This window comes from Citricoccus sp. K5 (assembly GCF_902506195.1).
GTDB lineage: Bacteria > Actinomycetota > Actinomycetes > Actinomycetales > Micrococcaceae > Citricoccus.
In genome coordinates this window covers 3667085-3692619 of the sequence record NZ_LR732817.1, presented here as the reverse complement: position 1 = coordinate 3692619, position 25535 = coordinate 3667085, and the positions used below count along the sequence as shown (strand labels likewise).

The window sequence follows — 25535 nt, the reverse complement described above, 5'->3', positions numbered from 1 at the left end:
ACACCACTGTAGATTTACACTCACGTTGACAACCGGGGCGCCCAGCATCGGCGCCCAAGAACTCAGGAGAAGACATGAGGCCGGAGCCGACTCAGGAAGCCATCCAGCAACTGCTGGACAAGGACGCGATCAAGGACACGCTGTACGACTACGCGTATTTCTTGGACATGAATTACACCGATGAACTCGCCCAGCTGTTCACGGATGACTGCTACGTCGCCTACGGCCCCGGATTCGGAGCCGAGGGCATCGACGCGTACCGGGAGACGCTCGAAGGGGTGGGCACCTTCTTCACCGGCACCAGCCACCACGTCTCCAACATCAAGATCGACTTTGAGGACGAGGACACGGCGAGGGTCCGCTCAGGCCTTCTGGCATGGCACCGTTACCAGCGCGAACGCCCGGATGGCTACGTGCTGGGGCAGTACCACGACGTGATGGTCCGCACCCCGCAGGGCTGGCGGTTCAAGCGCCGGGAGCTGCAGCATGCGGGCACGATCGACTTCCACACGAAGCCCGAGCACCAGACGATGATTGCGCGGAGGTCCTGAACATGTCCACGACTACTACTCAACCGGATGGCACCGGCACCCCGGGGCAGGACACCGCGCAGGAGCTGCTCTTCGAGGTCAAGGGACACGTCGCGCACCTCACCCTGAACCGGCCCAAGGCCCTCAACTCGATCTCCCACGACTTGGACCTGCGGCTCCAACAGGCGTGGCAGGAGATCAACGACAACCCTGATATCTGGGTGGCCGTTTTGTCGGCCTCAGGAGACCGGGCCTTCTGCGCGGGAGCGGACGTCGGCGGTGGACCAGAGGCGCACGCTTCCCGCCTGGCCCTGGGGGGTGGGCTCACCGGAATCGGCGGCCCCCTGCTTAAGCTGAAGAAGCCTCTCATCGCGGCCGTCCACGGCTACGCCCTCGGAGGTGGTTTCGAACTCGCGATGTGCGCCGACATCATTGTCGCCGCAGACACCGCCCAGTTCGGGCTGCCGGAGACCAAGGCCGGGATCATCGGGGAGTGCGGGGTCGTGCACCGGGCCATCCGCCAGCTGCCCCATCGCATCGCCATGGCCATGATCCTCACCGGCGAGCGACTGGGCGCCCAGGATGCCTTGCAGTACGGCCTCGTCAACGAGGTGACCTCGCGTGAAGAGCTCGAGGCAGCTGCTGCCGCCTGGGCTGAGAAGATTTGCGCGGCCTCCCCCCTGGCCGTGCAGGCCGCCAAGCACGCTGCCCTCGAGCGAGCAGGGTACCCCTTGGAAGTGGCTCTCGCGACGCGGTTCGAGCCGATCGAGGCCTACGCGAATTCCGCGGACAGCAAGGAAGGGCCAAAGGCCTTCGCGGAGAAGCGCAAACCAGTGTGGTCTGGACGCTGACCACAGCTTTTCCGGTGACGGGTTCCGGCGCGATGAAATCGCACCGGAACCCGTCACCGTCTTCTCCCCCGATTCCCTCGCGGGAAAAGCGATCAGTTGACTCTTAGGCCACGGCGCAGGCACGGTCATGCCCCGGGGCAGTCCTGGCCTGGCCCCGTGATGCTCGCGTCGATCCGAGACACACTGAGGGGTATCGGTCAGCAGGGCGGGGCTCAGTCCCCAAAGCGCCGCCGCCCTGCGGCCACCCGTCCCAAGCCACCGCTTCCGACCTGTTTGGGGGTGCGCACGCCGGGATTCCCGTCGCGGCAGAACGTTCTACGGCACAGCTCGGACAGACGCCATTTGGTCCCCAGTTCTGCGTGGCCGGTCATGGCAGTCACGCTGGGGGCCGCCGTAGACGTCGCCGTTCTCAGGCAGTGACCTGGCTTCTGGGAACCGAGGTGTCGACTGCCACTCCGGTTGAGCTGTTCGACTCGTGGACGCACCAACCGGACGTCGGCATCGCCGCGGTCACGCGAGTACCCGTTGGCCGCGCGTCTGCCACCACTCCAGGACCATGCCAGCGCGCAGGCATCGGCCAGTCAGGCCAGTAGTTCCACGGATTGCCGATGATCGTCCACGCGATGTTCAGGCGGGAGCACTCGCCGGTCAATGCCGATCGGCGGCCCGTGCGCCCACAGTCAGGTGCACAGAGGTACCGGTACACCGAAGCTGATCCGGTCCGTGGTGGTGGATACCCGATTCCCGGCGGATCCCCCTCTGGCGGGCTGCAGACGACCCCTGCCGGCAATTGGTCGCGCCCGGCAGCGGCCCTCACGCAGAGGACGAGCTCGACCAGACCGCCGCGCGCGCCACCCCCATCCGTCCCCTAGGACGTTGGTATCCACCGAACCGGATCATCGATTCTTCCTTCTTCCACCCGGGGACACGTTCCCCAGGCCTGCGATCGCGCGTCCTGCCCGGTCAGGAATCCCTGTGTCGTCGAAGCACGGCTCTCTCCATGAATATTCGGAGTACTGAGGTCCACTCGTATTGGGGTTGGGAGCCGGTGGCCGGTTGACGCATTTGCTGTCTTCGGAGCCACCGTTATTGTCGTTCGGAGCCACCTGCTTAGGCTCCTTCCGCCGGTCTCGGCGATCGGCGCGGCCAGCCGGTTCGGGGTCGTCATCAAGTCCGGGGCGGCCTTCGAACGCCTCGGCGGGGTCCGCCACCTCGCCGTGGACAAGACCGGCACCCTGACCCGCAATCAGCCCACTGTCACCGCCGTGCTCACCACCGCAGACGCCTCTGAGCAGGATGTGCTGGGCTGGGCGGCGGCGCTGGAGCAGCACAGCACCCACCCGCTGGCCGCGGCCATCACCGCCGCCGCCCCTGATGCGCCTGCGGCCGAGGCCGTCACCGAGACCGCCGGGCACGGCATCACCGGCCGCCTCGACGGGGCCCCGGTCACTGTCGGCAGCCCCCGCTGGTTGGACCCTGGGTCCATCGCCGAAGATGTCCAGGCCTTGGAAGGGCAGGGCATGACCGTGGTTATCGTCCACCGCGACGGGTCGCCGGCCGGAGCGATCGGGGTCCGGGACGAGCTGCGCCCCGAGGTCCCCGCCGTCGTGACCACCCTGACCGGCCAGGGCATCGGGATCACGATGCTCACCGGCGACAACGCCCGCACCGCCCGGGCCATCGCCGCCGACGCCGGCATCGGCGACGTGCGCGCCGAACTGCGCCCCGAGGACAAGGCCACCGCCGTCCGCCAGTTGACCGGCACCGCCCCCACCGCGATGATCGGTGACGGCATCAACGACTCCCCCGCCCTGGCCGCCGCCGAGGTCGGCATCGCCATGGGCGCCACCGGCTCGGACGCGGCCATCGAATCCGCCGACGTCGCCTTCACCGGCCACGACCTGCGCCTGATCCCCCAGGCCCTGGCGCATGCCCGCCGCGGTCGGGCCATCATCAACCAGAATATCGTCCTGTCACTGCTGATCATCGCCGTCCTGTTGCCGCTGGCTATCACCGGCGTCCTGGGTTTGGCCGCCGTGGTGCTGGTCCACGAGGTCGCCGAGGTCATCGTCATCCTCAACGGCCTGCGCGCTGCCGCCAGCCGGCGCACCACCCTGGAGCCCCTTGCTGACCGGCAGGCTCAGCCCGCCACCGTGGGATGAGCTCCCACCGTGCCTGCGGAACAGAGACTCCGCAGGCACGGTGGGAGCTGACATGTCGGGCCATCCGGAACCCTCCAGTGACTCCACAGGTCGCGCGGAGGGCAGCAGATCCACTGAGTCGCCGGGAAACGGGCGCATCGCGAAAGGACACGAATGAACCACCAGCGCAGGTACCCCCTGGTGCTCTTGACCATTGCGATCGGGGCCGGCGTAGCGGTCCTGGACCAGGGGACCAAGTGGTGGGCGGAGAGCAACCTGTCCACGGGGGAGCGAGTCCCGCTCCTCGGGGACCTGCTCGGGCTCCAGCTGGCCTACAACCCCGGCGCGGCCTTCTCACTCGGCACCGACGCGACCTGGATCTTCACCATCATCTCAGCTGTGGCAGTCGCCGCGGCGATCTGGTTCACCCTCCGGGTCCGTACCGTGCTCTGGGCCATCGTGATCGGGTGCCTCGGCGGCGCGGTGACCTCCCACCTGGGCGACCGGCTCCTGCGCCCACCCTCGTTCGGGCAAGGCCACGTCGTGGACTTCATCGCCTACGGGAACTGGTTCATCGGCAACATCGCGGACATCTTCATCGTCGGCGGGATGCTGACCGTGGCCCTGCTGACCGCCACGAGTCCCGACCGCGACACCGCAGAAGCCCCACAGTAACCGCCAACTGGACGCCCCTGCGCCCCCTGCAGCGGCCGGCAACCCCACGGAGCCAGCCCGTGGGCGTCGGATGGGGCTACAGGGATGTCTTGTCTGGGCAGGAACGGTGTGACAGGTTGGGGGCATGCCTCGTACAACGCGGAGCGGCGATGAAGCAGAAGTGCCGACCCTGGGCGCGGTAGACCACCTCCGCGTCCTGACCCGGGTGCTCCTGGGCCCGGTGGTCAAGGGGCCGATCGTGCGCAGGCCGACAGCCGTCGGCCTGGCCGAACGCCTCGATACCGATGCCGCCGGCGTCGCCGAAATGCAGCGCCTGCGGTCCCGTTACGGCACCGGCCCGGTCCAGCTGCGGATCCCGGGCCGCCGGATCGCGCTGCTGCTGGACCCCGCCGATGTGCACCGCGTGCTCAACGACAGCCCCACCCCCTTCTCACCGGCCACGCTGGAAAAGCGCGGGGCGCTGAACCACTTCGAGCCGGCCGGCGCCCTCGTCTCGACCCCGCAGCAACGGCTCTCACGCCGTCCGTTCAACGAACAGGTCCTGGAAACCCCGCGCCCCGTCCACAGCCATGCCACAGCGATGACGAAGGTCATCACCGAAGAGGTCTCCGCGCTGCTGGGTCACGTGGACTTCACCGGCACCCTGGACTGGGAGGCCTTCGCGGTGATGTGGGGGCGCCTGGTCCGGCGCATCGTGCTGGGCGCCAGCGCCCGCGATGACGACCAGGTCACCGACGACCTGCGCCGGTTGCGTCAGCGCGGCAACTTCTCGTACCTCATGCCGCAGAACCGCCGCCTGCGTGAACGTTTCCTGCGCCGACTGCAGCACTACATCGAGCTGGCCGAGCCCGGCAGCCTGGCCGCCCTGGTCGCGCAGACCCCTGCCCCGGACGAGGCCGTCCCCCACCAGCAGGTCCCGCAGTGGCTCTTCGCCTTCGACGCCGAGGCCTGGGCCACGTTCCGGGCCCTGTCGTTGCTCACCAATCATCCGGGCGCTGTCGAGACGGCACGATCGGAGATGGCCCACGCTCCGGACTTGCCGTTCCTGCGCGCCACCGTGTTGGAGTCCCTCCGGCTGTGGCCGACCACCCCCCTGATCCTGCGCGATAGCACCGCGGCGACGCACTGGCGCAACGGCACCCTGCCACCGGGCACCGCGCTGGTCATCTACGCCCCGTTCTTCCACCGTGACGACGAGAACCTGCCCCAAGCCCACCGCTTCAGCCCAGAGCTGTGGTCTCAGGACCGCGAGGACAGCGACTGGCCGCTGGTGCCCTTCAGCGCCGGCCCCGGCATGTGCCCGGGCCGCAACGTGGTCCTGCTGACCTCGTCCCTGGTGCTGGGCGAACTGCTGCGCCAACACGACTTCACGGCCCAGGAACCGCTGGACACCAGCCAGCTGTCCGGCACACTGAGCCCGTTCTCCTCGCACTTCACCGTGCGCCACGACTGAACTGGCACGTCCTCGGATCCCACCGCCCAGGGCCGGCGCCTGTGGTGCCGCGCCGGGGGGCCGGTCGTCGCTGATCAGAAACTAGTCGCCATTTCGGTGCTGTTAGCCGGCTTCACCCCGGTCACCTGCTCACCGCGCTGATCCTGTCCCGGCCGCCGCGCCAGCGGACCGGCCCCGGACCGGATCCGCCTCCCGACAGGGGTGGGCCTCACCGGTATGGTTCGCCGCTGCCCTACGAGGGCAGGCCGGCGTAGGAGTGCAGGCCCGGGAAGTAGGTGTTGACGATGGTGAAGTTGAACACGATGCAGGAGTAGCCGATGATCGAGAGCCAGGCCGCCCGGTCCCCGGTCCAGCCGCGGGTGGCGCGGGCGTGCAGGTAGCCGGCGTAGACCACCCAGATCACGAAGGTCCACACCTCCTTGGTGTCCCAGCCCCAGTACCGGCCCCAGGACGCCTCGGCCCAGATGGCGCCGGCGATCAGCGTGAAGGTCCACATCACGAAGCCCACGGCGTTGATGCGGTAGGACCAGTTCTCCAGGCTCAGCGCGGACGGCACCAGCCGCATGAAGACCAACCCGCCGGTGGTGCCGGCGCGGGCCTTGGCCTCGCGGCGATGCTGGAGCAGCTGCAGGATGCTCATGGCGAAGGTCAGGGTGAACAGGGCCGAGGCCAGCACGGCGATGGAGACGTGGATGATGATCCACGGGGACTGCAGCGCGGGCTGCAGGTGCGCGATGGGCGTGGGGAAGCCGATGGTGGCCGCGGCCATCATGATCACCACGAGCCCGGCGACGAAGGTGCCCAGGAAGCGGATGTCCTTGCGGGTCAGGAACAGCAGGTACACCACGGAGACCAGCATCGCGCCGGTGGTGCAGAACTCGTACATGTTGCCCCACGGCACCCGGGAGGCGGCCACGGCGCGGGCGATCACGGCGAAGGCGTGCAGGGCGGCGGCGATGACCATCAGCGCCACCGCGACGTTGGCCACCGGGCGGGCGGTGGTGCCCAGGTAGTCCATGTCCTCATCCACCAGCTCGCTCCCGTCGGCACCGGTGTCGGCGCCGGTGCGGTTCGGGCGGGCGCCGGGGACCGTCGTCGAGCCCGTCCCGGCCTCCCGGGCCGAACTCCCGCCCCCGGCGCCCACCAGGTGCTCCCGGAGTACCGGGGATTCGGTGGTGTCGGTGGTGTCGATGTCGCGTTCTCGGGCCAGATCGGTCTCCAGGGCGCGGATGGTCTTGGAGGAGGTGGCCAGGTCCAGGGCGAAGAGGATGAAGGCGGCGGCGTAGACCAGCGCGGCGATGAGCATGAACAGGTCGCTGTAGCCGGCCAACTGATAGTTAATGGGTTGCATGGGTTACTCCGGTCGGTTCTGAACGGCACGGGCGGGGTGGTCCGGGGTGGTGCTGGGACTCCCTGCGGTGGCTGAGGCAGTGGTGGACGACGTGCTGGAGGCCGTGGGCGTCGAGGCGGTGGAGGATGAGGACGGCCCGGGTTCCTGTGGCGCGGTGACGGGCCAGAGCTGTTCGAACTTCCGGCGCAGGGCGAGGTTCTCCTCGCGCAACCTGAAGTCCTCGCCGCGGGCCAGCAGCCCGTACTCGACCACGGTGGAACCGTCGGGCCCGGTGGCGCCCCGGACCCAGACCCGGCGGCGGCGCACGAACAGGCTCACCACCAGGGCGATCAGGGCCAGCACGGCAAACACACCCACGCCCCACTTGCCCGGATCGTAGAGGATGTCCAGGCCGACATAGGGCTTGACCCCGTCGAAGGAGATCGAGCCCTTGCCTTCGGGTAGCTCGTAGGATTCCCCCACCGACAAGGTGACTCCCCCGGTGTCGAGATCGCGGTTGTTCAGCTCGGTGAGGTTCTCGGTGTCCAGGACGTAGACGTTCTGCGGCTTCCCCTCGTCCAGGCCCAGGTCCCCGTGGTAGGAGTTCAGGTTCAGCTCCGGGTTGAACAGCTCGGGGTCGATCGAGACGGCCACCCCGTCCTCTCCCGTATAAGAAGTCGGCAGGAAGAAGCCCACGAACCCGAGCTGGTCGGGTTGGGCGTCGGGGACCTTGATGGTCAGCAGCGAGGTGTACACCTCGTCCTGGACCTGGCCGACCACCGGGCCCTGGAAGGCGATGTCCCCGTTGCCGTCCCGCACGGTGACCTCCGGGGCGTAGCCGTTGCCGACCAGGTAGACCCGGGTGCCGCCGAACGCCAGCGGGTGGTTGACCTTCAGGATCCGCTCCTGGGGCTCGCCACCGGTGCCGTCCTGGACCTCCATGACCGCGGTGAAGTCCAACGGCTGGCCGTAGTGGGTCTCCGACTCCCGGTCGAAGACCTTCTCGAAGCTCTTCAGGGACATCGAGAACGGCACCAGGCTGTCCTCGGAGAAGGCACCGCCGGGGGTGAAGGCGTCGTAGGAGACGAGGGTGTTGGCGAAGCCCTCCTCCCCCTCCACGAGGATCTTCTGCCCGGAGTAGCTCAACAAGCCGCCCACAGCCATGAAGGCCAGCACCCCGATCAGGGACAGGTGGAACACGATGTTCCCGACCTCGCGGACGTAGCCGCGCTCGGCCCCCACGGAGGCCCCGCCGCCGGGCTCCTGTCGGACCTCGACCCGGTAGCCGCGCCTGCGCAGGTACGCCGCGGCCTGGTCCACCGCCGCGGCCGGGGACGGGCCGGAGGGATCCAGCAGCACGGTGCCGTATTCGGGCAGCCGGGACAGCCGCCGCGGGGTGCGCGGCGGGGCCGAGCGCAGCACCTTGGCGTGCTTGACGGCCCGCGGGGCCACGCAGCCGATCAGGGAGACGAACAACAGGATGTAGATCGCCGAGAACCACACCGAGGAGTACACGTCGAACAGCTGGAACCGGTCCAGCCACTCCCCCAGCACCGGGTTGTCCTCCAGGTACTGGTTGACGATCTCCGGACCCGCCGGGCGCTGCGGGAACAGCGAGCCCGGCACCGCGGCCACCGCCAGCAGCAACAGCAGCATCAGCGCGGTGCGCATGGACGTCAACTGCGTCCAGGCGAACCGCAGCGTGCCGGTGACACCCAGGGCGGGCAGCTGGACCTCGGGCTGCTGGGGCTGGTCGTGCCGGGACGGCTCGGTGCGGGCGTCCTCGTCCCGGGCCACCCGCACATTGTCCTGCTGGCTCACCGCGGCCGCCTCTCGTCACTGGACTGCTTCTGGGCACTGTGGCACGGAGCCGGCAGTTGCACCGCCCGGGTGTGCCCGGCCCCGGCGGCCCCCCGGCAACGGGCGCGCGCCCGCGGGGCCGAGCCGGCAGGGTGGTTCTCGTCGCTGGGGTCCTCCGCCGCCGTCCCGGTGGCGGCCAGGGGCAGGGTCCGGTCGCTCACGGGCCGCTCAGGCCTGTTCATCCAGGACGGTGGCGATCAGGGTGCGCAGCGTGGAGGGCTCGGCGATCCCCAGGATCCGGGCCGAGACCCGCCCCTGTCGGTCCAGCACGATCGTGGTCGGCACGGCCTGCGGCGGCACGTAGTCCGTCATCGCCAGCAGCACCTGCCCGCCGCGGTCCTCCACCGAGGGGTAGGTGATCCCGAAATTGCGTTCAAAGGCCTCGGCGGTGGCCACCGTGTCCCGGACATTGATGCCCAAGAACCGCACCCCCTCGGGGGCGAACTGCTCGTGCAGGGCCTGCAGGTCCGGGGCCTCCACCCGGCACGGGGCACAGGCGGCATACCAGAAGTTCAGCACCGCCGGGTCCCCGGCCAAGTCCTCGGTGCTGACCGGCTCCCCGGAGAACAGGGTGGAGCGGAACCGCACCGGCTCCCCGCGCTCGGCCGGGGCGATCTCCAGGACCGACCCGTCACCGGCGATGTAGTTCTTGCCATCGGCGTTGCCGGCCTGGGCGGCCAACGGGTCGTCCGAACTGCAGGCCGCCAGCAGCGGCAAGGACACGACCCCGGCCAGCCCGGCCAGAACCCGACGGCGTGAGGGGGTGGACAACGGCGGACGGGAGGGCATACGGCAGGCACTACTTTCAGAACTCGATACCGGGACCACGGCAGGGATCGGGGCTTCCCGGATTCTACCGGTTGTAGAAGAACGGGCCGAACTCCGGGCTACACCGCCGGCAAGGCTGAGCGATGACAGCCCGACGGGGCTTCCGGTCGGCGGATTGGTGGCACGGGCGCTGAGTCTGCTCAATGGTCAAGGCGCGCAACGCAATTTGCGGCACGGGGAAGGCGGGGCCGAGCCGCTCGGGGTGAATGCCCGGCCCCGTAGCTCAGAGCCCGAAAGCTCCACCGCTGATGAGGATGAAGACGCCCAGGCCGATCAGCACGATGGGGAACAGGATGTGCTCCCAGCGTTCCAGCACCTCGGCGATGGGCCGGCGGGTGGCGACAAATTTAGCCAAGCCCACCAGTACCGCCACCAGCGCGAGGAACACGATGCAGTAGGCGACCACGGCGCCCGGGCCGACGCTGAGGAAGACCGGGACGTAGACGCCGATGTTGTCCCCGCCGTTGGCGAAGGTCACCCCGGCCACGGTCCAGACGCCGACCTTCTTGCCCTCGATCTTGGCATCGTCATCGTCATCGTCGTCCCCGCGCCAGGCCTTCCAGGCTGCCCACAGACCCAGCCCCAGCGGGATCAGCCCGAAGTACGGGATGACCTCCGGGGGCAGGAACGCCCCCGCGCCCAGGGACACGAGCACGGCCGCGCCCAGGATGCCGGCAAAACCCAGGTACTGGCCGACCAGGATCCGGGCGGTGGTCCCCCGTTGACCGGCGCCGCGGGCGAAGAACAGGGAGAGCACGATGATGTCATCGATGTTCGTGACCAGAAACAGGCCGATCGCCTGCAGGACTGAAGACAGGATCATGCCGCAGCCTCCGTATCGTCGCAGCCTGGCACCGAGCACGCCGGGTCCAGGCACGGGGCGCTCTCATCCACCGCCAGGGCGATATCGACCAGGCCGGTCAACGCCCGCGTCAGGTGCGCATCGGCGAGCTCATACCGGGTCTGGCGGCCCTCGGCCACCGCGACCGCCATCCCGCAGTCCCGCAGGCACGCCAGGTGGTTCGACACGTTCGAGCGCGTCAATCCCAGGTCCCGGGCCAGCTCGGCCGGGTAGGCCGGGCCCTGCAGCAGGGTCAGCAGTATCCGTGACCGGGTCGGGTCGGCCATCGCCCGCCCCAACCGGTTCATTACATCCAAACGAGAATTTATAATCATCACTCGCTGAACTATACAGTGCGCACTGAACCGACCCCGGCGGGGGGCGGTGCGCGGATCACGGAGAGGCGTCTCTTTGTCGAAGCCCGGGGTCGCCACCGGGATCACCCTGCGCCCGGGGGCAAGGCCGCAGGGCCGTCTCCTAGGGTGGAGGGGTGAACGACTCGACGGCAGCGGCGTGGATGGAGCGGCACCAGATCGCCCTCTACGTGGCGGCGATTGTCGTCGGCATCGCGGCCGGGTGGTGGGCCCCCGGGGCCTCGGCGCTGGAGGCGGCGATCAACCCGGTACTGGGTCTGTTGCTGTTCGCCACATTCCTGGCGGTGCCGTTCACCGCGATCGGGCGGGCCTTCACGGACCTGCGGTTCCTGGGTGCGGTGCTGGTGCTGAACTTCGTGGTGGTCCCGGCGATCGTCTTCGCCCTCTCCCGCATTGTCGCCGACCATGAGGCGCTGCTGCTGGGGGTGCTGCTGGTGCTGCTGGCCCCGTGCATCGACTACGTGATCGTCTTCGCCGGGCTGGCCGGCGGGGCCCCCGACCGGTTGCTGGCCGCGGCCCCCTTGCTGATGCTCGTCCAGATGGTGCTGCTGCCTGTGTACCTGTGGGCCTTCGCCGGGACCGAGACGGTCGCGCTGGTGGAGATCGGCCCGTTCGTGGAGGCCTTCGTGGTGCTCATCCTCCTCCCCCTGGGCGCGGCCGCGTCCGTGCAGTGGGCCGCGCCCCGCAGGACGGCGGCCCGGACGGTGGAGTCGGCGATGACCGTGGCGATGGTTCCGCTGATGATGGCGACCCTGTTCACCGTCATCGCCTCCCAGGTCCGCGGGGTGGGTGAGCAGTTCGGGGCGCTGGCGGCGGTGGTGCCCCTGTACGTGGCGTTCCTGGTGGTGATGATCCCGATCGGCATCCTCACCGCCCGCACCGCGCGCCTGGACGTGCGCTCCGCCCGGGCGCTGGTGTTCACCGGGGCCACCCGTAACTCCCTGGTCGTACTGCCCCTGGCCCTGGCCCTGCCGGCCTCCCTGAACCTGGTGCCGTTGGTCGTGGTCACCCAGACCCTGGTGGAACTGATCGGCATGGTCATCTTCGTCCGCCTGATCCCCCGCCTCCTCCCCGAACCCCAGGCCACCCCCAGCACTGCCTGACCACCGCCGCTCGACACAGAGCTCCTGTCGGCAGCCCGGCCACGCGCCCCTATAGGGTGGCGGCGTCAGCCTTCCCCGCCGCCCGGAAGAGAAACCATGCCCGCCCCTGATGACGCCACGCGGTCCGCCCACGCTGCCGTGACCACCCGCCTGGTTGAAGAGGTGCTGGTCGGCGGGAACCTGGGGATGCTGGACCGGCTCTACACCCCGGCCCTGGCCCCGGTGGCCCACCGCTGGATCGCCCCGTTCCACACCTCCTTCCCTGACGTGCGCATGCAGATCGTGCAACTGGTCCGCGAGGAGGACACGGTGGCCGCCCGGTTCCGCTGTTCCGGCATCCAGCTGGGCCCGTGGCGCGGCCACGCCCCCACCGGGCGACGCTTCGAGAACATCGACGAGGCGTACCTCTTCACCTTCCGCGAGGGGCTGATCGCCAAGGCCTGGGGCCTGGCGGACACCCTGGAACGCTTCCGCCGGCTCGGCCTACGCCCCTAACACGGCAACACCCTCACTGTCGGATGGAGCCGCTGATCCGGCCGTCCATGGTGCCGGCGATCCGGGTGGACTTCCACCCCGGCATGAGCCCTGCTGCTGGCTGTGGCCAGCGCCGGCGCCCGACGCTAGAGGTACTGGCAGATCGTGTCCGGCGGGCAGTCGGCCGGGTCCAGGGCGGCCGCGCGTTGCCGGAGGTCGGTGACGGCCTGTTGCAGTGCCCTCAGGTCGGCGATCTGACGATCGAGGGCGCCCAGGCGGGCGTCCAGCAGGTCCGCGACGTGCCCACAGGGGGCGGACCCGCCGTCGCGCAGGTCCAGGATCTGACGGACCTGGGCCAAGGTCAGCCCGGCGGCACGGCCGCGGCGGACGAAGTCCAGGCGCGCCAGGACCGCCGCGGGGTCGGGGTAGTGCCGGTAGCCGTTGACGGTGCGCTCAGGGGCCGGGAGCAGCCCGGCGTCCTCGTAGAAGCGCAGCGTCTTGGCGGTGGTCCCGCCGGCCTGGGCCAGCTCACCGATGCGCACCCCACCACCTCCGCCTCTCGGGTCCGGGCCGGTCGGTCTTGACCTTACCCCGCACTGGAACGTTCAGGATGGTGACCAAGGAAGCAACGACGAGAAGGGCATCGCACAACATGGACGAGAAGTACGAGGTCGATCTGGCCGTGGTCGGTTCCGGGGGCGCCGCGATGTCCGCGGCGATCGCCGCCCGGCAGGCCGGGCACACGGTGGTGCTCATCGAGCGCGGCGTGCTCGGCGGCACCTGCGTGAACATCGGCTGCGTACCCTCCAAGACCCTGCTCGCCGCGGCCGGCGCCCGGCACACCGCGCTGGCCAACCCCTTCGGCGGGGCCCCAACCGGTGCCGGGCCGGTTGACCTGACCGCCCTGGTGCGGCAGAAGGACGAACTCATCGAGCACCTGCGCGGGGCCAAATACGCCGACGTGGCCGCCGCCCACGGCTTTGAGATCCTCCCCGGGCAGGCCCGCTTCCTCGACGGGCGCACCATGGCCGTGGACGGTAGGCCTCTGCGCGCCCGAACCTACCTGGTGGCCACCGGGGCCGAGCCCGCGGTGCCGAACCTGCCAGGCCTGGAACAGGTGGAACCACTGACCTCGACCACGGCCATGGAACTGGACCAGGTGCCCGAGTCCCTGGTCGTCATCGGCGGCGGGTACGTGGGCCTGGAACAGGCCCAGCTGTTCGCCCACCTCGGCGCCCGGGTGTCCCTGGTGGGACGGGTCGCGCCCCGGGCCGAACCGGAGCTGGCCGCCCGGCTCCGGGAAATCTTCACCCAGGACGGCATCACCGTCATCGAGGAGCACGCCGGATCCGTCGCCACCGAGGGCGGGCAGGCGGTCGTGACGACCGTCTCCGGCCGGCAGGTCAGGGGCGCCCGGGTGCTGCTGGCCACCGGACGGGCCGCCCGCACCGACGGGCTGGGCCTCCAGTCGGCAGGGGTGGAGGTCGACGCGGCCGGCTTCATCGCCGTCGACGCACACCAGCGCACCACCAACCCGCGCATCTACGCCGCCGGGGACGTGACCGGCGCCCCCCAGTTCGTCTACGTCGCCGCCGCCACCGGCCGGGTCGCCGCGCGCAACGCCCTAGCCACCGACGCCGAGGACGCCCTCTCCCAGGTGGACTACGCGGGCCTGCCCGCGGTGGTGTTCACCCGCCCGCAGCTGGCCTCCGCCGGGCTGACCGAGGCCCAGGTACTGGCCCGAGGCCGGGCCTGTGAGTGTCGGGTCCTGGACCTGTCCGAGGTGCCCCGGGCCCTGGTCAACCACGACACCCGCGGGGCGGTCAAGATCGTCGCAGACGCGACCACCGGCACCGTCCTCGGCGTGCACGCCCTGGCCGACGGGGCCGGGGAAATCATGTTGGCCGCCACCTACGCCATCAAGGCCGGCATGAGCGTCGACGACCTGGCCGACACCTGGGCCCCGTACCTGACCATGGCCGAGAGCCTGCGCCTGACCGCCGGCCTGTTCCGCAACCAGATGCCCACCTCCTGCTGCGCCTGACGCTTCAGGCATCAGCGTCAAGACATGATTGTCAGACACGGGTACACCCTCTTTTACACCTCTCGCCCTGTCATTTTCAGAAGTTGACTGCACTCTCGGGCCCGTCAACCCGGGGGTGGTGTCGTCGACTTCTGAACTCTGGTCGTTCAGTAGTCGTGTGCACTAGGGTCGCGTCTGCTCAGTAGTCCTGTTCTCTATGAGGAGGCGGGCGTGGACGGCGACCAGGATGAGATGGCTGGACCGGGCGTGCTTGCGGTGCCCGAGCTTGAGTGGGAGCAGGCCCGGTTGCGGGCCGGGGTGATCGGTCGACTGGCCGAGCACGATCCAGTGGGACTGGCTGCCGTCGACGAAGCCGCGGTGGAGCTGGGGATCTCCCGGCGCCGGGTGTACGTGCTGCTGGAGCGGTACCGGCAGGGCTCGGGCCTGGTCACTGATCTTGTCCCCCGGCGATCGGATGGTGGCAAGGGTGGGGGCCGGCTGGCGGAGCCAGTGGAGCAGATCATCCGTGAGCTGGTGCGCCAGCGGTACTTGACCCGGCAGAAGCGCAGCATTGCCTCGCTGCATCGGGAGATCACGCGGGCCTGCGCCGTGCAGGGGCTGCCGGCTCCGGCACGGAACACGGTGGCCGCGCGGATCGCCCGGATGAATCCGGTCGAGGTGGGCCGGCGGCGCGAGGGGGCCGAGAGCGTCCGGCCGTTGCAATCGGCCGGCGACGAGGTTCCGGTTGTCGAGTCGATCCTGGACCAGGTGCAGATCGATCACACGGTCATAGATTTGATCGTGGTCGATGACCGTGACCGCCAGCCGATCGGACGGCCGTATCTGACGGTGGCCATCGACGTGTGCAGTCGGTGTCTGGTTGGAATGGTGGTGACCTTGGAGCCGCCCTCGGCGGTGTCGGTGGGGTTGTGCCTGGCCCATGCGGCGGGTGACAAGCGGCCCTGGCTGGAGCGGCTCGGAATCGACGCGGCCTGGCCGATGAGCGGCAAGCCGAAGGCACTGTATGTGGACAATGCCCGGGAGTTCAAGAGCGAAGCGCTCACCCGCGGGTGCGACCAGCACGGTATCAGTCTCGACTACCGCCCGCTGGGCCGGCCGCATTACGGCGGGACCGTCGAGCGGGTCATCGGCACGGCCATGCAACAGATCCACGAGCTGCCGGGGACCACGTTCTCGAATCCAGTCGAGCGTGGGGCGTACGACGCCGAGAAGATGGCCGCGCTGACCATGGCCGAGTTGGAGCGGTGGCTGGTGTTGGCGGTGGCGACCTACCACGGCACGGTGCACTCCACACTGGGCCAGACCCCGGCCGGACGGTGGGCCGACGGGGTCGCAGCGACCGGTACCCCGGTGCTGACAGCTAACCCGACGGCGTTCCTGGTGGATTTTCTGCCCGTGTTCCGCCGCAAGCTCACGCGCACCGGGTTCGTCATAGACCATGTCCACTATTTCGCCAACGCGCTCAAGCCGTGGATCGCACGCCGCGAGGCCCTGGAGCGGTTCCTGATCCGTCGGGATCCGCGCGATATCAGCCGGATCTGGGTGCTGGACCCCGAGGGCACCGCATACATCGAGGTCCCGTACCGGACGATGTCGAACCCGACGGTCAGCGTGTGGGAACACCGCCAGGCCCTGGCCCGGCTGCGCGAGCGTGGGGCCACCGAGGTCGATGAGGCGGGCCTGTTCCGGATGATCGAGCAGATGCGCACCATCGCCGAGACCGCCCAGAAGACCACCAAGCGCACCCGCCGCGAGAGACAACGCCGCGCCCAAGCCGGGACGGCCAATACGAGGCCGACGCCCCCGGTGCCGGAACTGCCTGTCGTACCGGCGGACTCGGAGGCGGCCGGTCGATCGGTGGCCCGGTTCGGGGAGATCGAGCAATGGTGAACGCCGACGAGTACGAGCCGCTGGAGCTGTCCCACCTGCACCCGGCCGCGCAGCCGGTGGCGCGACTGCCGGCGGCCGAGCGCATCCAGCGGATCCGCGCGGACCGCTGGATCGGTTATCCGAGGGCGGTCGAGGCCGTCGAGCGTCTGGAGACCCTGCTCGGCTGGCCGCCGAAGCAGCGCATGCCCAACCTGCTGCTGGTGGGCCCGACGAACAACGGCAAGTCGATGATCATCGAGCGCTTCCGCCGGCAGCACCCGCCCAGCTCCGAGCTGGACCGGGAACAGGTCCCGGTGGTGTGCGTGCAGATGCCCTCGGAACCCTCGCCCTTGCGGTTCTACACCGCGATCCTGTCCGCCCTGGGCGCACCATTGCGGCCCCGGCCCCGCGTGGTGGAACTCGAACGCCTCGCTTTGTCCCTGCTGCGCGAGGTCGGGGCGCGGATGCTGGTCGTCGATGAGCTGCACAACGTGCTGGCCGGCCGCGGGGACACCCGGCGGGAGTTCCTGAACCTGCTGCGATTCCTGGGCAACGAACTGCGCATCCCCCTGGTCGGGGTCGGCACCCGCGAGGTCTACCTGGCGGTGCGCTCGGACGACCAGCTGGAGAACCGCTTCGAGCCCTTCGTGCTCCCGCTCTGGGAGGCTGACGACCAGGCAAGGTCCCTACTGGCCAGCTTCGCCGCCTCCTTCCCGCTGCGGAAACCCTCGGTGATCGACACCGAGGACATGGCTCGCTACCTGCTGGCCCGCAGCGAGGGCACCATCGGGGAACTGGCCCACCTGCTCACTGCGGCCGCGGTGGCCGCGGTGGAGTCGGGCCTGGAGGAGATCGACCACCGGACGCTGACGATGGCGGACTATCTCGGCCCGGCCGGACGCCGACGGGTCTTCGAACGCGAGCTGCTGTGAGGACCCGGTGGCCGGTGCATCCGGCCCCGGTCACCGGTGAGGCACTCACCTCCTGGCTGCGCCGAATCGCCCACCGCTACGGGGCCGAGGTCGAGGACCTCGTTCTCGATACCGGGTTCTGCTTCCCCCGTCCCGGGGACCTGGACGTGGCTGCCCCGGAGGGGTTCATCGACCAGCTGGCTGCGCGCACCGGGGCCAGAACCGACACCATACGGGCCATGACCTTCGGAGGGCAGACCCCCTGGCTGCTGGACCAGCTCGAGCCAGCGGCGGAGGCCTACACCACCTACACCCGACAGCTGGCGGTGCTGCTGCCCCGGGGAAGGAGACGGGACCGTACCGTGGAGGACTGGCGGGCCTGGTTGCCGACGGTTGCCGGTTGGCGCCATCGGGCCTGTCCGCGCTGCACCACGGAATCAACCCCGCCGTGCCCGTACCAGCTGGCGTGGCTGGTGCCCCTCATGCTCTCCTGCCCCGTCCACCACTGCCGACTCGAACTCCACGACGGCCCGTTGGGATACCACGACTTCTGGCACACCTCGTCGGGTGGGCCCGAGCCGCGACCGGTCGGGGAGGCGATCCGGAGCATGGACCAGCGGACCTGGCAGGCCCTGACGACCGAGGCTGTAGAACTCCCCAGGCATCGGGTGCACGCTGGGACCTGGTTCCGCCTGCTGCGGACGCTTCTCGATGAGCTCGGCGCGACCATCACCGAGAGCGGCGCACCCGGCCGGCTGACACGCCAGGTGTGGGACCGCACCGGCCATCCGGTCCGCGCCGGACAGGGCCCGTGGCGCCCCTACGAGGAACTCTCCGACCAGCGCCAACTCCAATCCCTTGAAGCCGCCGCCACCGCGATACACCTGCTCGAAACCCGGGCCATGGCCTGCTTCGGACGCGAAGCCGAGGTGTTCCTGCCCCAGCCGGACTTTTCCCGCGACCCCGGTCGCCCCGACCAGACCACGGACCCCACCGCCCTGCGGTGGCAGGAGATCAAGGAGAGCTTTCAGGCCGTCGTCGAGGAAGCCCAGACCACCCCGGAGACCGCCCGTCAGCTTTTCAACTTCTGCACGATGTACCGTCGCGACAACGACGAAGTGGTCCAAGGCGTCCGGGGCAATTTCGTCGAGCTCGGCATACCTTCGGACTACCTGTCACCATAGCTGCGTCACGACCGTCTGCGAGACGTAGAATAGATGGCGGGATACGTGACAGTTTTTCTCAACACCTCGTATGACTTTCAGAGATAAGTGGCGGCATTCTGTGGAAGCTAAATGACGGTACGGACTGTCCAGAAGCGTCGCCATCTGTGGACCCAGGCAAGGCGCCCCGAGACGGCGAACGTCCGAAGCCCTTTCCGGGCCGGGGCCGCGGGGTGCCGAACTCAGGCGTACTGACATCCGTTGGGCGCGGCCGCCGGGGGCCCTTATGTGTTGGGGGCTTCCTGGTTCCCGGACAGTTGTTGCTGGTGCCGATAGAGGGTGGCCCGGCTCCAGCCCACGAGCCGGGCGGCGTCGGCGGCGGTGCGGCCCTTGGCGCGGGCGGCGTTGACGATGGCAAGTTTGTCGGCGATGTCGGTCGGGTCGAGGGGCGGGCGGCCGAACCGAGTGCCCCCGGCGCGGGCGGCGGCGATACCGGCATTGACGCGTTCGACGATCAGTTCGCGTTCGTACTCGGCGAGGGTGGCGAGCATGTTCAGCATCAGCCGGCCCGTGGACGTCGAGGGATCGATGCCGTCGGCGATGGACTTCACCTGCACGTCCCGGTCGCGCAGCAGATTGACGGTGTTGAGGACGTCAATGAGGGACCGACCGAGCCGGTCCACGCGCCAGACCACGACGGTGTCCCCGGGCTCGGCGTAGTCGAGCAGCTTGCGCATGCCAGGCCGGTCCACCGCGTTCCTGCTCCCGGAGGTGACTTCGGCGAAGATGTCTCGTTTCTGGACCCCTGCGGCGAGGAGTGCATCGACCTGGAGTTGGGCGTCCTGGCCGGCGGTGCTCACGCGCGTGTAGCCGAGTTGTCTCACAAACCCATCTTGCCTCACAAAGGGGGTCTCGGTGGGATTTCGAGACACTACGCGTTGAGACGACTTATCGAGACACCGCGGGGGCCAGGATCCCGGTCTTCGATGGCGCACGCCGGGAGGCAGATCCGGTGTCTTGGAAAGCTGTCCATTAATAAGACACGCATCGTGGCCTTTGCCCAAGGTCTGAGATTGCGTGAGGGCACGCTCCGGGGACACGCTGCTGGTGTGGAAGCTCGAGCGGCTCGGTCGGGATCTGCGCCACCGGGTCAACATCGTCCACAACCTCACCGAGCGGGGCGCGTGCCGTACGGCGCCCCGTCACCGGACAAATCACCGGACGGGGGCTACGGGACGCCCCCCGAGGCGTGCTTGAGCGTGCCCAGGTCACAAGCGGTGTGTCCGGTGGGGGTTCCCTTTACGGGATCCTGCTCAGTGACCGATCTGGGGCCCTTTGTCGATTTCAGAAGCCGGCGACACGGACGTCAGGAGTGGCCTGCACTAATTTCCTAGGTGAGGCCACGGTTGCCATTAGCGGACGATCCCTCGGTCAGTCCCATGTCGGCCTGAGTTGTTTCATGTGGATGGCGGTGCACGCCGCTGTGTGAGCACCCGCACTTCAAGCGTTCTCTGCAGGCAGGTTCACCACCGGGTATGCCCGTCCCGCAGGAGTGTCCAGCGACCTGGTGTGCTGCGGACGGACGTGTCCAGTCCAGGACGCGTCGTGGTGCCAGGCAATGGCCGGGTCCACACCGCCGCCTGCGCGGCATCCGGGCACTGGCGGTAAGGCGACGGGCGTAGGGGCGCCCGTCAGGTTCAGTGGACCGGGTCGGAGTCCGGGCGTGCGGGGCCTGTGCGGCCGAGGCTGGCCAGGGCGGCGCGCAGGCGGGTGTCGGCGTCGTCGGCGACCTCGCGGACCTGGGGGCTGTCGCTGAGGCGGACCATGGTCTGCGGGTCGATGGCCTCGATGAGGGTGTGCTGGTCATCGGACCCGCGGCGGACCACGACGTTGCAGGGCAGCAGGGCGCCGAGCTGGGGTTCGGCCGCCAGGGCGCGGCTGGCCAGTGTCGGGTTGCAGGCTCCGAGGATCACGTAGTCGCCGAGGTCTGCGGCGGCCTCGGGGCCGAGCTTGGCGGTAAACGTGGCGGTGATGTCGGCCTCGGTGAGGACGCCGAAGCCCTGCTCGGCCAGGGCCTGACGGGTGCGTTCCACGGCCTGCTCGTAGGTCAGGGGGACGGTGATCGAGTGGGTATAGGCCATTCTGAGCTCCTTCGTGAACGATGAGGGGTGTTCTCAGCCTGCCCGAGACAGGGCCGGTCAGGCCAGGGAAAGGAAGAGCTTCTCCAGGTCCTTCTTGTCCAGGTTCTCTTCCGGGTTGGCCAGGCACTGCTCGAGCCCGCTGGCGATGATGGCGAAGCCGGCGCGATCCAGGGCCTTGGACACCGCCGAGAGCTGGGTGACGACGTCCTTGCAGTCCCGGCCCTCCTCGAGCATGCGCACCACGGCGGTGAGCTGGCCTTGGGCGCGCCTGAGGCGGTTGAGTACGGGGGTCATCTCGGTGGCGTCCAGTTGCACGTGGTCTCCTGAGGTCGGGGCGTGCCATCCATTCTATACCCCAGGGGGTGTCTTGCATACCCCTGGGGGTATCGTGCATACTGAGTCGAGACAGGCTCTGCCTGTGACCGGATACCTGCTGGACAGCCCGGCTTTGGCCTAAGCGCCACGGATCCGTCCCCTTTGATGTCCCCGATACGTTGAGGAGTAGTCATGTCCGAGATCACCGTTGCCCAGGCCGATGAGCGCCGAGCCCAGGACCAGATTCTGGATGTGCGCGAGGATTTCGAGGTAGCCGAGGGGATGATCCCCGGCGCCCTGCACATTCCCATGGACCAGCTCGGTTCCCGGCTGCAGGAGCTGGACCGGTCCCGCCCGGTGATCGTGGTGTGCCGCAGCGGCAACCGCAGCGCCCGGGTGGCCGAGGCGCTCAATCAGGCCGGCTACACCGCCGACACCATGACCGGCGGGATGGTCGCCTGGCAGGGCGCCGGACTGCCGGCCCACTGAGCCCGGCCTCCGACCGATGACTGCTGACCGCCGACTGACAAGGACGCTGCCATGACGCTCACCCTTCTTCTGACCCTGCTGCTCTCGGTGTTGATCGGGCTCTCCCTGGGCCTGCTCGGCGGCGGCGGATCGATCCTGACCGTGCCGATCCTGACCTACGTCGCCGGTCTGGATCCCAAGGAGGCGATCGCCGCGTCCCTGTTCGTCGTCGGAGTCACCTCCGCCTTCAGCGCCATCACCCACGCCCGCAACCAGCGGGTCAAGTGGCGCACTGGGCTGATCTTCGGTGCCGCCGGCATGGCCGGGGCCTTCGGTGGCGGCCTGCTGGGCGGATACATCCCCGGTACCGTCCTGATGATCGCATTCGCCCTGATGATGGTGGCCACCTCGGTGGCCATGATCCGTGGCCGCAAGAACAAGGCCGCGACGACCCACGAGGGCGAACTGCCGATCCTCAAGGTCCTGGCCGAGGGCCTGGTCGTCGGTTTGGTCACCGGCCTGGTCGGCGCCGGTGGTGGCTTCCTCATCGTGCCCGCCCTGGCCCTGCTGGGCGGGTTGTCCATGCCCGTGGCAGTGGGCACCTCCCTAGTAGTGATCGCGATGAAGTCCTTCGCCGGACTGGCCGGGTACCTGACCACCGTGTCCCTGGACTGGGTGCTGGTCGGGGCTGTGACCGCCGCCGCGATCGCCGGATCGGTGCTCGGGGCCCGGCTGGCCGGGCGGATCCCGGAGGCCGCCCTGCGTAAGGGCTTCGGGGTGTTCGTGCTCATCATGGGCGTCTTCGTCCTGGTCCAGGAGTTGCCCGGGGCCACCGGAATGATCGTCGGGGCGGTCGCCGCCCTGGCGGCCGTGGCCGCCGCCGTGTGCTGGTTCGCCGTGCCCAGCTGCCCGATCCGCACCGCCGGCACCACCAACCCCACCTGAGCGTCCTCCACCCCTTCCTGTTCCCGTCGGTCTACACCGACCGCAGACGACCGATCATCACTGACAAGGAGACCCCCATGGCCACCATCGACGTCACCGACCAGGACTTCGCCGGCACCATCCAGGAAAATGACATTGTGCTCGTGGACTTCTGGGCGGGCTGGTGCGGGCCCTGCCGCCGGTTCGCCCCCACCTACGAGGCCGCCTCGGCCCAGCACCCCGACGTGGTCTTCGCCAAGGTCGACACCGAGGCCGAGCAGGCCCTGGCTGGCGCTGCGGGCATCAGCTCCATCCCCACCCTGATGGCCTTCCGCGAGGGCGTGCTGGTCTTCTCCCAGCCCGGCGCCTTGCCTGCGCCTGCCCTCGAACAGGTCATCACCGCCGTGAAGGACCTGGACATGGTCCAGGTCCATGCCCAGGCGGCCGCCCAGTCCGACCGGACCGAGCAGGCCTGACCGACACCGACCGGACCATCACTGCCCACGAGAGGGAGAGTACGGCTGCGTGAGGACTCCTAGCGCTACGGGGCGCCGCCCGGACCCCCGGCCCGTGCTGGGTCTGCGGCAGAACCTGGCCCAGTTCACCCTGTTGGTGGCCGTCAATGCCCTGGTCGGCGGGACGCTCGGACAAGAGCGTACGGTGCTGCCGCTACTGGCCACCGACGTGTTCGGCCTGGATCTGTACACCAGTTCGCTGACCTACATCCTGGCCTTCGGGGTGGCCAAGGCCGCCACCAACTACCTGGCCGGCACGCTCAGTGACCGCTACGGGCGCAAGCCGGTGCTGGTGGCCGGTTGGCTGATCGCCCTGCCGGTGCCGGTGCTGCTGATCTACGGGCCGTCCTGGGACTGGATCGTGGCCGCCAACGTGTTGCTGGGCATCAGCCAGGGGTTGACCTGGTCGACGACCGTGGTGATGAAGATGGACCTGGTCGGCCCGCATCGCCGCGGGGCAGCCATGGGCCTGAACGAGGCCGCCGGCTACCTCGGGGTCGCCGCCACGGCCATGGCCACCGGCTATCTGGCCGCCGAGTACGGGTTGCGTCCGGCCCCGTTCCTGCTCGGCGCGGCCTACATCGGACTCGGGCTGGGACTGTCCGTGCTCACCGTGCGTGAGACCCGGGACCACGCCCGCCTGGAGGCCGCCGGTCACCTCGGCACCCGTCCCGAAGCCCACGCGGGCCTGAGCAGCGCCCAGGTCTTCACCCTGACCAGCTTCCGCGACCGATCCCTGTCCTCGGTCAGCCAGGCGGGGATGGTCAACAATCTCAACGACGGGCTGGCCTGGGGGCTGTTCCCGGTGCTGTTCGCCGCGGCCGGGCTGTCCCTGGGCCAGATCGGAATCCTCGCCGCGGTCTATCCGGCCGTGTGGGGTGCCGGACAGTTGGCCACCGGTGCCCTGTCGGACCGGTGGGGCCGCAAGGGGTTCATCGTGGCCGGGATGCTCACCCAGGCCCTGGCCCTGGCCCTGATCGCTGCCGGCTCCGGATTCGGGGCCTGGCTGGTGGCCATGGTGCTGCTCGGGGCGGGAACGGCGATGGTCTACCCCACCCTGCTGGCCGCCATCGGCGACGTCGCCCACCCGGCCTGGCGGGCCCGGTCGGTGGGCATCTACCGGCTCTGGCGTGACGGGGGCTTCGCCGCCGGCGCCGTGATCGCCGGCCTGGTCGCCGACGCCTTCGGTATCCCCACCGCGGTCACCGTCGTCGCCGCCCTGACCGCGGCCTCCGGCACCGTGGTGGCAGTGCGCATGCGGGGCCGCGACCACACCCCCGGACTTTCCCTGCCCACCGCCACCCGCCATCTCAGGAGCCCTCACCCATGACCACCACCGTCCCGGATCTGCACGCCGTCCAATCCCGGACCGTGCGCACCCTGTCGATCGCGCAGGTCTTCTCCGGACTGGGCAACGGCTCGACCCTGGCCCTGGGCTCGATCCTGGCCGTGGACCTGGCCGGCTCCGAGGCCTGGGCCGGATCGGTGAACACCGCCCTGACCCTGGGCACCGCCGCCACCGCGATCCCGCTATCGCAATTGGCCCTGGCGCGCGGACGCCGAGCGGCCCTGACCACGGGGCTGAGTGCGGCCATCATCGGGGCCGGGCTGATGGTCGCCGCCGTCCTCACTTCCGGGTTTCCCCTGTTGCTGGGCGGAGCCTTCCTCGTCGGTCTCGGATCGGCGGTCAACCTGCAGGCCCGCTTCGCGGTCACCGATCTGGCCGTCCCGGCTCGCCGCGGCCGGGATTTGTCCCTGGTGGTCTGGGCGATCACCATCGGGGCGGTAGCCGGGCCGAACATGGTCGGCCCCGGAGCCGTCCTGGCCGGTTGGCTGGGCATCCCCGCCCAGGCCGGCCCGTTCGTGATCTCCGCGGCCGGCATGGTCCTGGGTGCGGGCATCATCGCGGTGTTTTTGCGTCCGGATCCGCTGCTGACCTCCCGGACCCTGGACGGGGGCGCCCCCGCGCGCTCGGGGCCCACCGCCAGCAGGAACCCCTGGCGGGCCGGCTGGCAGATCCTGCGTGCCCATCCCACCGCGGCCGCCGCGGTGACCGCCGTGATCGCCGCCCACGCGGTAATGGTCGCGGTGATGTCGATGACCCCGCTGCACATGCAGCACCAGGCCGGGGCCACGGCCGGGCACCTGGACACCATCGCGCTGATCGGGTTCACCATCTCCCTGCACATCGCCGGCATGTACGCCCTGTCCCCGGTGATGGGATGGCTCACCGACCGCCTCGGTCCCACCCCCACCGTGCTGACCGGCATGGGCACCCTCATCACCGCCGTCGCCCTGACCGGACTGGCGCCGGGGCACATGGGGGCGGTCACCGCCGGACTGGTCCTGCTGGGGCTGGGTTGGTCCGCAGTCACCGTGGCCGGCTCCACCCTGTTGGTGTCCTCCCTGGCCCCGGCCCAGCGGGTCCCGGCCCAGGGCTTCTCCGACGCCACCATGTCCCTGGCCGGGGCCGTCGGGGCTGCGGCCGCCGGGCCGGCCATGGGCTTGATCGGCTACCCCGGTGTCAACGCCCTGGCCGCTCTGTTGGTCATCGCCGCCACGCTGGTCCTTCTCGGCCTGAGCCGCGCCAGTCACTGAGACCCCTGCCGCCGCCTTTGCGGACGGGTCGCTGCCCCTCGAGGTCCACAGGAGGTATATCGAGACGCCTAAGGTGAGATCAGGCGGGCCCCCACCTGGCCGCAGCCTCATGCCCGTAGCGAAGGAG

General features: G+C 69.5%; 24 protein-coding genes and 2 pseudogenes. 17 read left to right on the top strand and 9 right to left on the bottom strand.

Annotated elements, in window-relative coordinates:
• Window positions 1-74 precede the first annotated feature (74 nt).
• The 5 genes and pseudogenes from BOSE125_RS16720 (at window position 75) to BOSE125_RS16700 (ending at window position 5650) form a co-directional block, all read left to right on the top strand.
• Window positions 75-551 (top strand): nuclear transport factor 2 family protein, encoded by a 477-nt coding sequence (locus BOSE125_RS16720; protein ID WP_159554407.1) that lies wholly within the window; start codon window positions 75-77, stop codon window positions 549-551.
• 2 nt (window positions 552-553) lie between these two features.
• The gene (locus BOSE125_RS16715; RefSeq protein WP_159554405.1) at window positions 554-1381 is read left to right on the top strand and encodes an enoyl-CoA hydratase-related protein; all 828 of its coding nucleotides are present in this window, start codon (window positions 554-556) and stop codon (window positions 1379-1381) included.
• A gap of 1118 nt (window positions 1382-2499) precedes the next feature.
• Window positions 2500-3543: pseudogene (locus BOSE125_RS16710) on the top strand (heavy metal translocating P-type ATPase); the annotation flags it as partial.
• 153 nt (window positions 3544-3696) lie between these two features.
• Window positions 3697-4197 carry a signal peptidase II gene (locus BOSE125_RS16705; RefSeq protein ID WP_159554403.1) on the top strand — a complete coding sequence of 167 codons (501 nt, stop codon included), beginning with the start codon at window positions 3697-3699 and terminating at the stop codon, window positions 4195-4197.
• A 124-nt stretch (window positions 4198-4321) separates the two neighbouring features.
• Window positions 4322-5650 carry a cytochrome P450 gene (locus BOSE125_RS16700; protein ID WP_159554401.1) on the top strand — a complete coding sequence of 443 codons (1329 nt, stop codon included), beginning with the start codon at window positions 4322-4324 and terminating at the stop codon, window positions 5648-5650.
• A gap of 232 nt (window positions 5651-5882) precedes the next feature.
• Here the strand turns inward: BOSE125_RS16700 and ccsB are convergent, their stop codons facing one another.
• The 5 genes from ccsB to BOSE125_RS16675 form a co-directional block, all read right to left on the bottom strand.
• Window positions 5883-7001, bottom strand: coding sequence for a c-type cytochrome biogenesis protein CcsB (ccsB, locus tag BOSE125_RS16695; RefSeq protein WP_159554399.1), 1119 nt, complete (start codon window positions 6999-7001; stop codon window positions 5883-5885).
• 3 nt (window positions 7002-7004) lie between these two features.
• On the bottom strand, window positions 7005-8801 hold the full coding sequence (locus BOSE125_RS16690; protein WP_159554397.1) for a cytochrome c biogenesis protein ResB: 1797 nt from the start codon (window positions 8799-8801) through the stop codon (window positions 7005-7007).
• A 207-nt stretch (window positions 8802-9008) separates the two neighbouring features.
• Window positions 9009-9629 carry a TlpA disulfide reductase family protein gene (locus BOSE125_RS16685; protein WP_159554395.1) on the bottom strand — a complete coding sequence of 207 codons (621 nt, stop codon included), beginning with the start codon at window positions 9627-9629 and terminating at the stop codon, window positions 9009-9011.
• Window positions 9630-9891: 262 nt separating this feature from the next.
• Window positions 9892-10491, bottom strand: coding sequence for a cadmium resistance transporter (locus tag BOSE125_RS16680; protein ID WP_159554393.1), 600 nt, complete (start codon window positions 10489-10491; stop codon window positions 9892-9894).
• Window positions 10488-10847 carry a helix-turn-helix transcriptional regulator gene (locus BOSE125_RS16675; protein ID WP_159554391.1) on the bottom strand — a complete coding sequence of 120 codons (360 nt, stop codon included), beginning with the start codon at window positions 10845-10847 and terminating at the stop codon, window positions 10488-10490. The genes BOSE125_RS16680 and BOSE125_RS16675 overlap by 4 nt, the downstream gene beginning before the upstream one ends.
• 179 nt (window positions 10848-11026) lie before the next feature.
• Here BOSE125_RS16675 and BOSE125_RS16670 point away from each other — a divergent pair, with 179 nt between their 5' ends.
• Both BOSE125_RS16670 and BOSE125_RS16665 read left to right on the top strand, forming a co-directional pair.
• Complete coding sequence (locus tag BOSE125_RS16670; RefSeq protein WP_159555334.1) at window positions 11027-11986, top strand: arsenic resistance protein; 960 nt, start codon at window positions 11027-11029, stop codon at window positions 11984-11986.
• A 96-nt stretch (window positions 11987-12082) separates the two neighbouring features.
• Window positions 12083-12481 (top strand): ester cyclase, encoded by a 399-nt coding sequence (locus BOSE125_RS16665; RefSeq protein WP_159554389.1) that lies wholly within the window; start codon window positions 12083-12085, stop codon window positions 12479-12481.
• A gap of 125 nt (window positions 12482-12606) precedes the next feature.
• On the opposite strand, the gene BOSE125_RS16660 is transcribed toward BOSE125_RS16665, so the two are convergent.
• Window positions 12607-13002, bottom strand: coding sequence for a heavy metal-responsive transcriptional regulator (locus BOSE125_RS16660; protein WP_159554387.1), 396 nt, complete (start codon window positions 13000-13002; stop codon window positions 12607-12609).
• A gap of 110 nt (window positions 13003-13112) precedes the next feature.
• On the opposite strand from BOSE125_RS16660, the gene merA reads away from it, so the two are divergent.
• The 4 genes from merA (at window position 13113) to BOSE125_RS16640 (ending at window position 18468) form a co-directional block, all read left to right on the top strand.
• A complete protein-coding gene (gene merA / locus BOSE125_RS16655) occupies window positions 13113-14504 on the top strand; it encodes a mercury(II) reductase (protein ID WP_159554385.1) in 1392 nt (463 codons plus the stop codon).
• Window positions 14505-14714: 210 nt separating this feature from the next.
• The gene (locus BOSE125_RS16650; RefSeq protein ID WP_201301237.1) at window positions 14715-16394 is read left to right on the top strand and encodes a Mu transposase C-terminal domain-containing protein; all 1680 of its coding nucleotides are present in this window, start codon (window positions 14715-14717) and stop codon (window positions 16392-16394) included.
• Window positions 16388-17305 (top strand): TniB family NTP-binding protein, encoded by a 918-nt coding sequence (locus tag BOSE125_RS16645; protein ID WP_159554383.1) that lies wholly within the window; start codon window positions 16388-16390, stop codon window positions 17303-17305. The genes BOSE125_RS16650 and BOSE125_RS16645 overlap by 7 nt, the downstream gene beginning before the upstream one ends.
• 14 nt (window positions 17306-17319) lie before the next feature.
• A complete protein-coding gene (locus BOSE125_RS16640; RefSeq protein WP_159554381.1) occupies window positions 17320-18468 on the top strand; it encodes a TniQ family protein in 1149 nt (382 codons plus the stop codon).
• 263 nt (window positions 18469-18731) lie between these two features.
• Here BOSE125_RS16640 and BOSE125_RS16635 read toward each other — a convergent pair whose 3' ends face one another.
• A complete protein-coding gene (locus tag BOSE125_RS16635) occupies window positions 18732-19331 on the bottom strand; it encodes a recombinase family protein (RefSeq protein ID WP_159554379.1) in 600 nt (199 codons plus the stop codon).
• A 190-nt stretch (window positions 19332-19521) separates the two neighbouring features.
• Between BOSE125_RS16635 and BOSE125_RS18070 the strand changes: the two are divergent.
• Window positions 19522-19629 (top strand): annotated as a pseudogene (locus tag BOSE125_RS18070) (recombinase family protein); the annotation flags it as partial.
• Window positions 19630-20144: 515 nt separating this feature from the next.
• On the opposite strand, the gene BOSE125_RS16625 reads toward BOSE125_RS18070, so the two are convergent.
• Together BOSE125_RS16625 and BOSE125_RS16620 are read right to left on the bottom strand one after the other, a co-directional pair.
• A complete protein-coding gene (locus BOSE125_RS16625; RefSeq protein ID WP_159554375.1) occupies window positions 20145-20588 on the bottom strand; it encodes a DUF302 domain-containing protein in 444 nt (147 codons plus the stop codon).
• A gap of 57 nt (window positions 20589-20645) precedes the next feature.
• Complete coding sequence (locus BOSE125_RS16620; RefSeq protein WP_101589005.1) at window positions 20646-20903, bottom strand: metal-sensitive transcriptional regulator; 258 nt, start codon at window positions 20901-20903, stop codon at window positions 20646-20648.
• Between the two features lie 192 nt (window positions 20904-21095).
• On the opposite strand from BOSE125_RS16620, the gene BOSE125_RS16615 reads away from it, so the two are divergent.
• From BOSE125_RS16615 to BOSE125_RS16595, 5 genes are all read left to right on the top strand, one after another.
• On the top strand, window positions 21096-21392 hold the full coding sequence (locus BOSE125_RS16615; protein ID WP_159554374.1) for a rhodanese-like domain-containing protein: 297 nt from the start codon (window positions 21096-21098) through the stop codon (window positions 21390-21392).
• Window positions 21393-21443: 51 nt separating this feature from the next.
• Window positions 21444-22316 (top strand): sulfite exporter TauE/SafE family protein, encoded by an 873-nt coding sequence (locus BOSE125_RS16610; protein WP_159554372.1) that lies wholly within the window; start codon window positions 21444-21446, stop codon window positions 22314-22316.
• A gap of 77 nt (window positions 22317-22393) precedes the next feature.
• Window positions 22394-22771 carry a thioredoxin gene (gene trxA / locus BOSE125_RS16605; protein ID WP_159554370.1) on the top strand — a complete coding sequence of 126 codons (378 nt, stop codon included), beginning with the start codon at window positions 22394-22396 and terminating at the stop codon, window positions 22769-22771.
• Window positions 22772-22820: 49 nt separating this feature from the next.
• Window positions 22821-24140 carry an MFS transporter gene (locus BOSE125_RS16600; RefSeq protein WP_229672832.1) on the top strand — a complete coding sequence of 440 codons (1320 nt, stop codon included), beginning with the start codon at window positions 22821-22823 and terminating at the stop codon, window positions 24138-24140.
• Window positions 24137-25408: an MFS transporter gene (locus BOSE125_RS16595; RefSeq protein WP_159554366.1), complete on the top strand. Its 1272-nt coding sequence runs from the start codon at window positions 24137-24139 to the stop codon at window positions 25406-25408. The genes BOSE125_RS16600 and BOSE125_RS16595 overlap by 4 nt, the downstream gene beginning before the upstream one ends.
• Window positions 25409-25535 lie beyond the last annotated feature (127 nt).

Excerpts from the sequence above, each read along its gene's own strand:
- BOSE125_RS16720 (WP_159554407.1), top strand. The coding sequence starts at position 75 with ATGAGGCCGGAGCCGACTCAGGAAGCCATCCAGCAACTGCTGGACAAG.
- BOSE125_RS16715 (WP_159554405.1), top strand. The coding sequence starts at position 554 with ATGTCCACGACTACTACTCAACCGGATGGCACCGGCACCCCGGGGCAG.
- BOSE125_RS16705 (WP_159554403.1), top strand. The coding sequence starts at position 3,697 with ATGAACCACCAGCGCAGGTACCCCCTGGTGCTCTTGACCATTGCGATC.
- BOSE125_RS16700 (WP_159554401.1), top strand. The coding sequence starts at position 4,322 with ATGCCTCGTACAACGCGGAGCGGCGATGAAGCAGAAGTGCCGACCCTG.
- ccsB (WP_159554399.1), bottom strand. The coding sequence starts at position 7,001 with ATGCAACCCATTAACTATCAGTTGGCCGGCTACAGCGACCTGTTCATG.
- BOSE125_RS16685 (WP_159554395.1), bottom strand. The coding sequence starts at position 9,629 with ATGCCCTCCCGTCCGCCGTTGTCCACCCCCTCACGCCGTCGGGTTCTG.
- BOSE125_RS16680 (WP_159554393.1), bottom strand. The coding sequence starts at position 10,491 with ATGATCCTGTCTTCAGTCCTGCAGGCGATCGGCCTGTTTCTGGTCACG.
- BOSE125_RS16670 (WP_159555334.1), top strand. The coding sequence starts at position 11,027 with ATGGAGCGGCACCAGATCGCCCTCTACGTGGCGGCGATTGTCGTCGGC.
- BOSE125_RS16665 (WP_159554389.1), top strand. The coding sequence starts at position 12,083 with ATGCCCGCCCCTGATGACGCCACGCGGTCCGCCCACGCTGCCGTGACC.
- merA (WP_159554385.1), top strand. The coding sequence starts at position 13,113 with ATGGACGAGAAGTACGAGGTCGATCTGGCCGTGGTCGGTTCCGGGGGC.
- BOSE125_RS16645 (WP_159554383.1), top strand. The coding sequence starts at position 16,388 with ATGGTGAACGCCGACGAGTACGAGCCGCTGGAGCTGTCCCACCTGCAC.
- BOSE125_RS16625 (WP_159554375.1), bottom strand. The coding sequence starts at position 20,588 with ATGGCCTATACCCACTCGATCACCGTCCCCCTGACCTACGAGCAGGCC.
- BOSE125_RS16615 (WP_159554374.1), top strand. The coding sequence starts at position 21,096 with ATGTCCGAGATCACCGTTGCCCAGGCCGATGAGCGCCGAGCCCAGGAC.
- BOSE125_RS16610 (WP_159554372.1), top strand. The coding sequence starts at position 21,444 with ATGACGCTCACCCTTCTTCTGACCCTGCTGCTCTCGGTGTTGATCGGG.
- trxA (WP_159554370.1), top strand. The coding sequence starts at position 22,394 with ATGGCCACCATCGACGTCACCGACCAGGACTTCGCCGGCACCATCCAG.
- BOSE125_RS16595 (WP_159554366.1), top strand. The coding sequence starts at position 24,137 with ATGACCACCACCGTCCCGGATCTGCACGCCGTCCAATCCCGGACCGTG.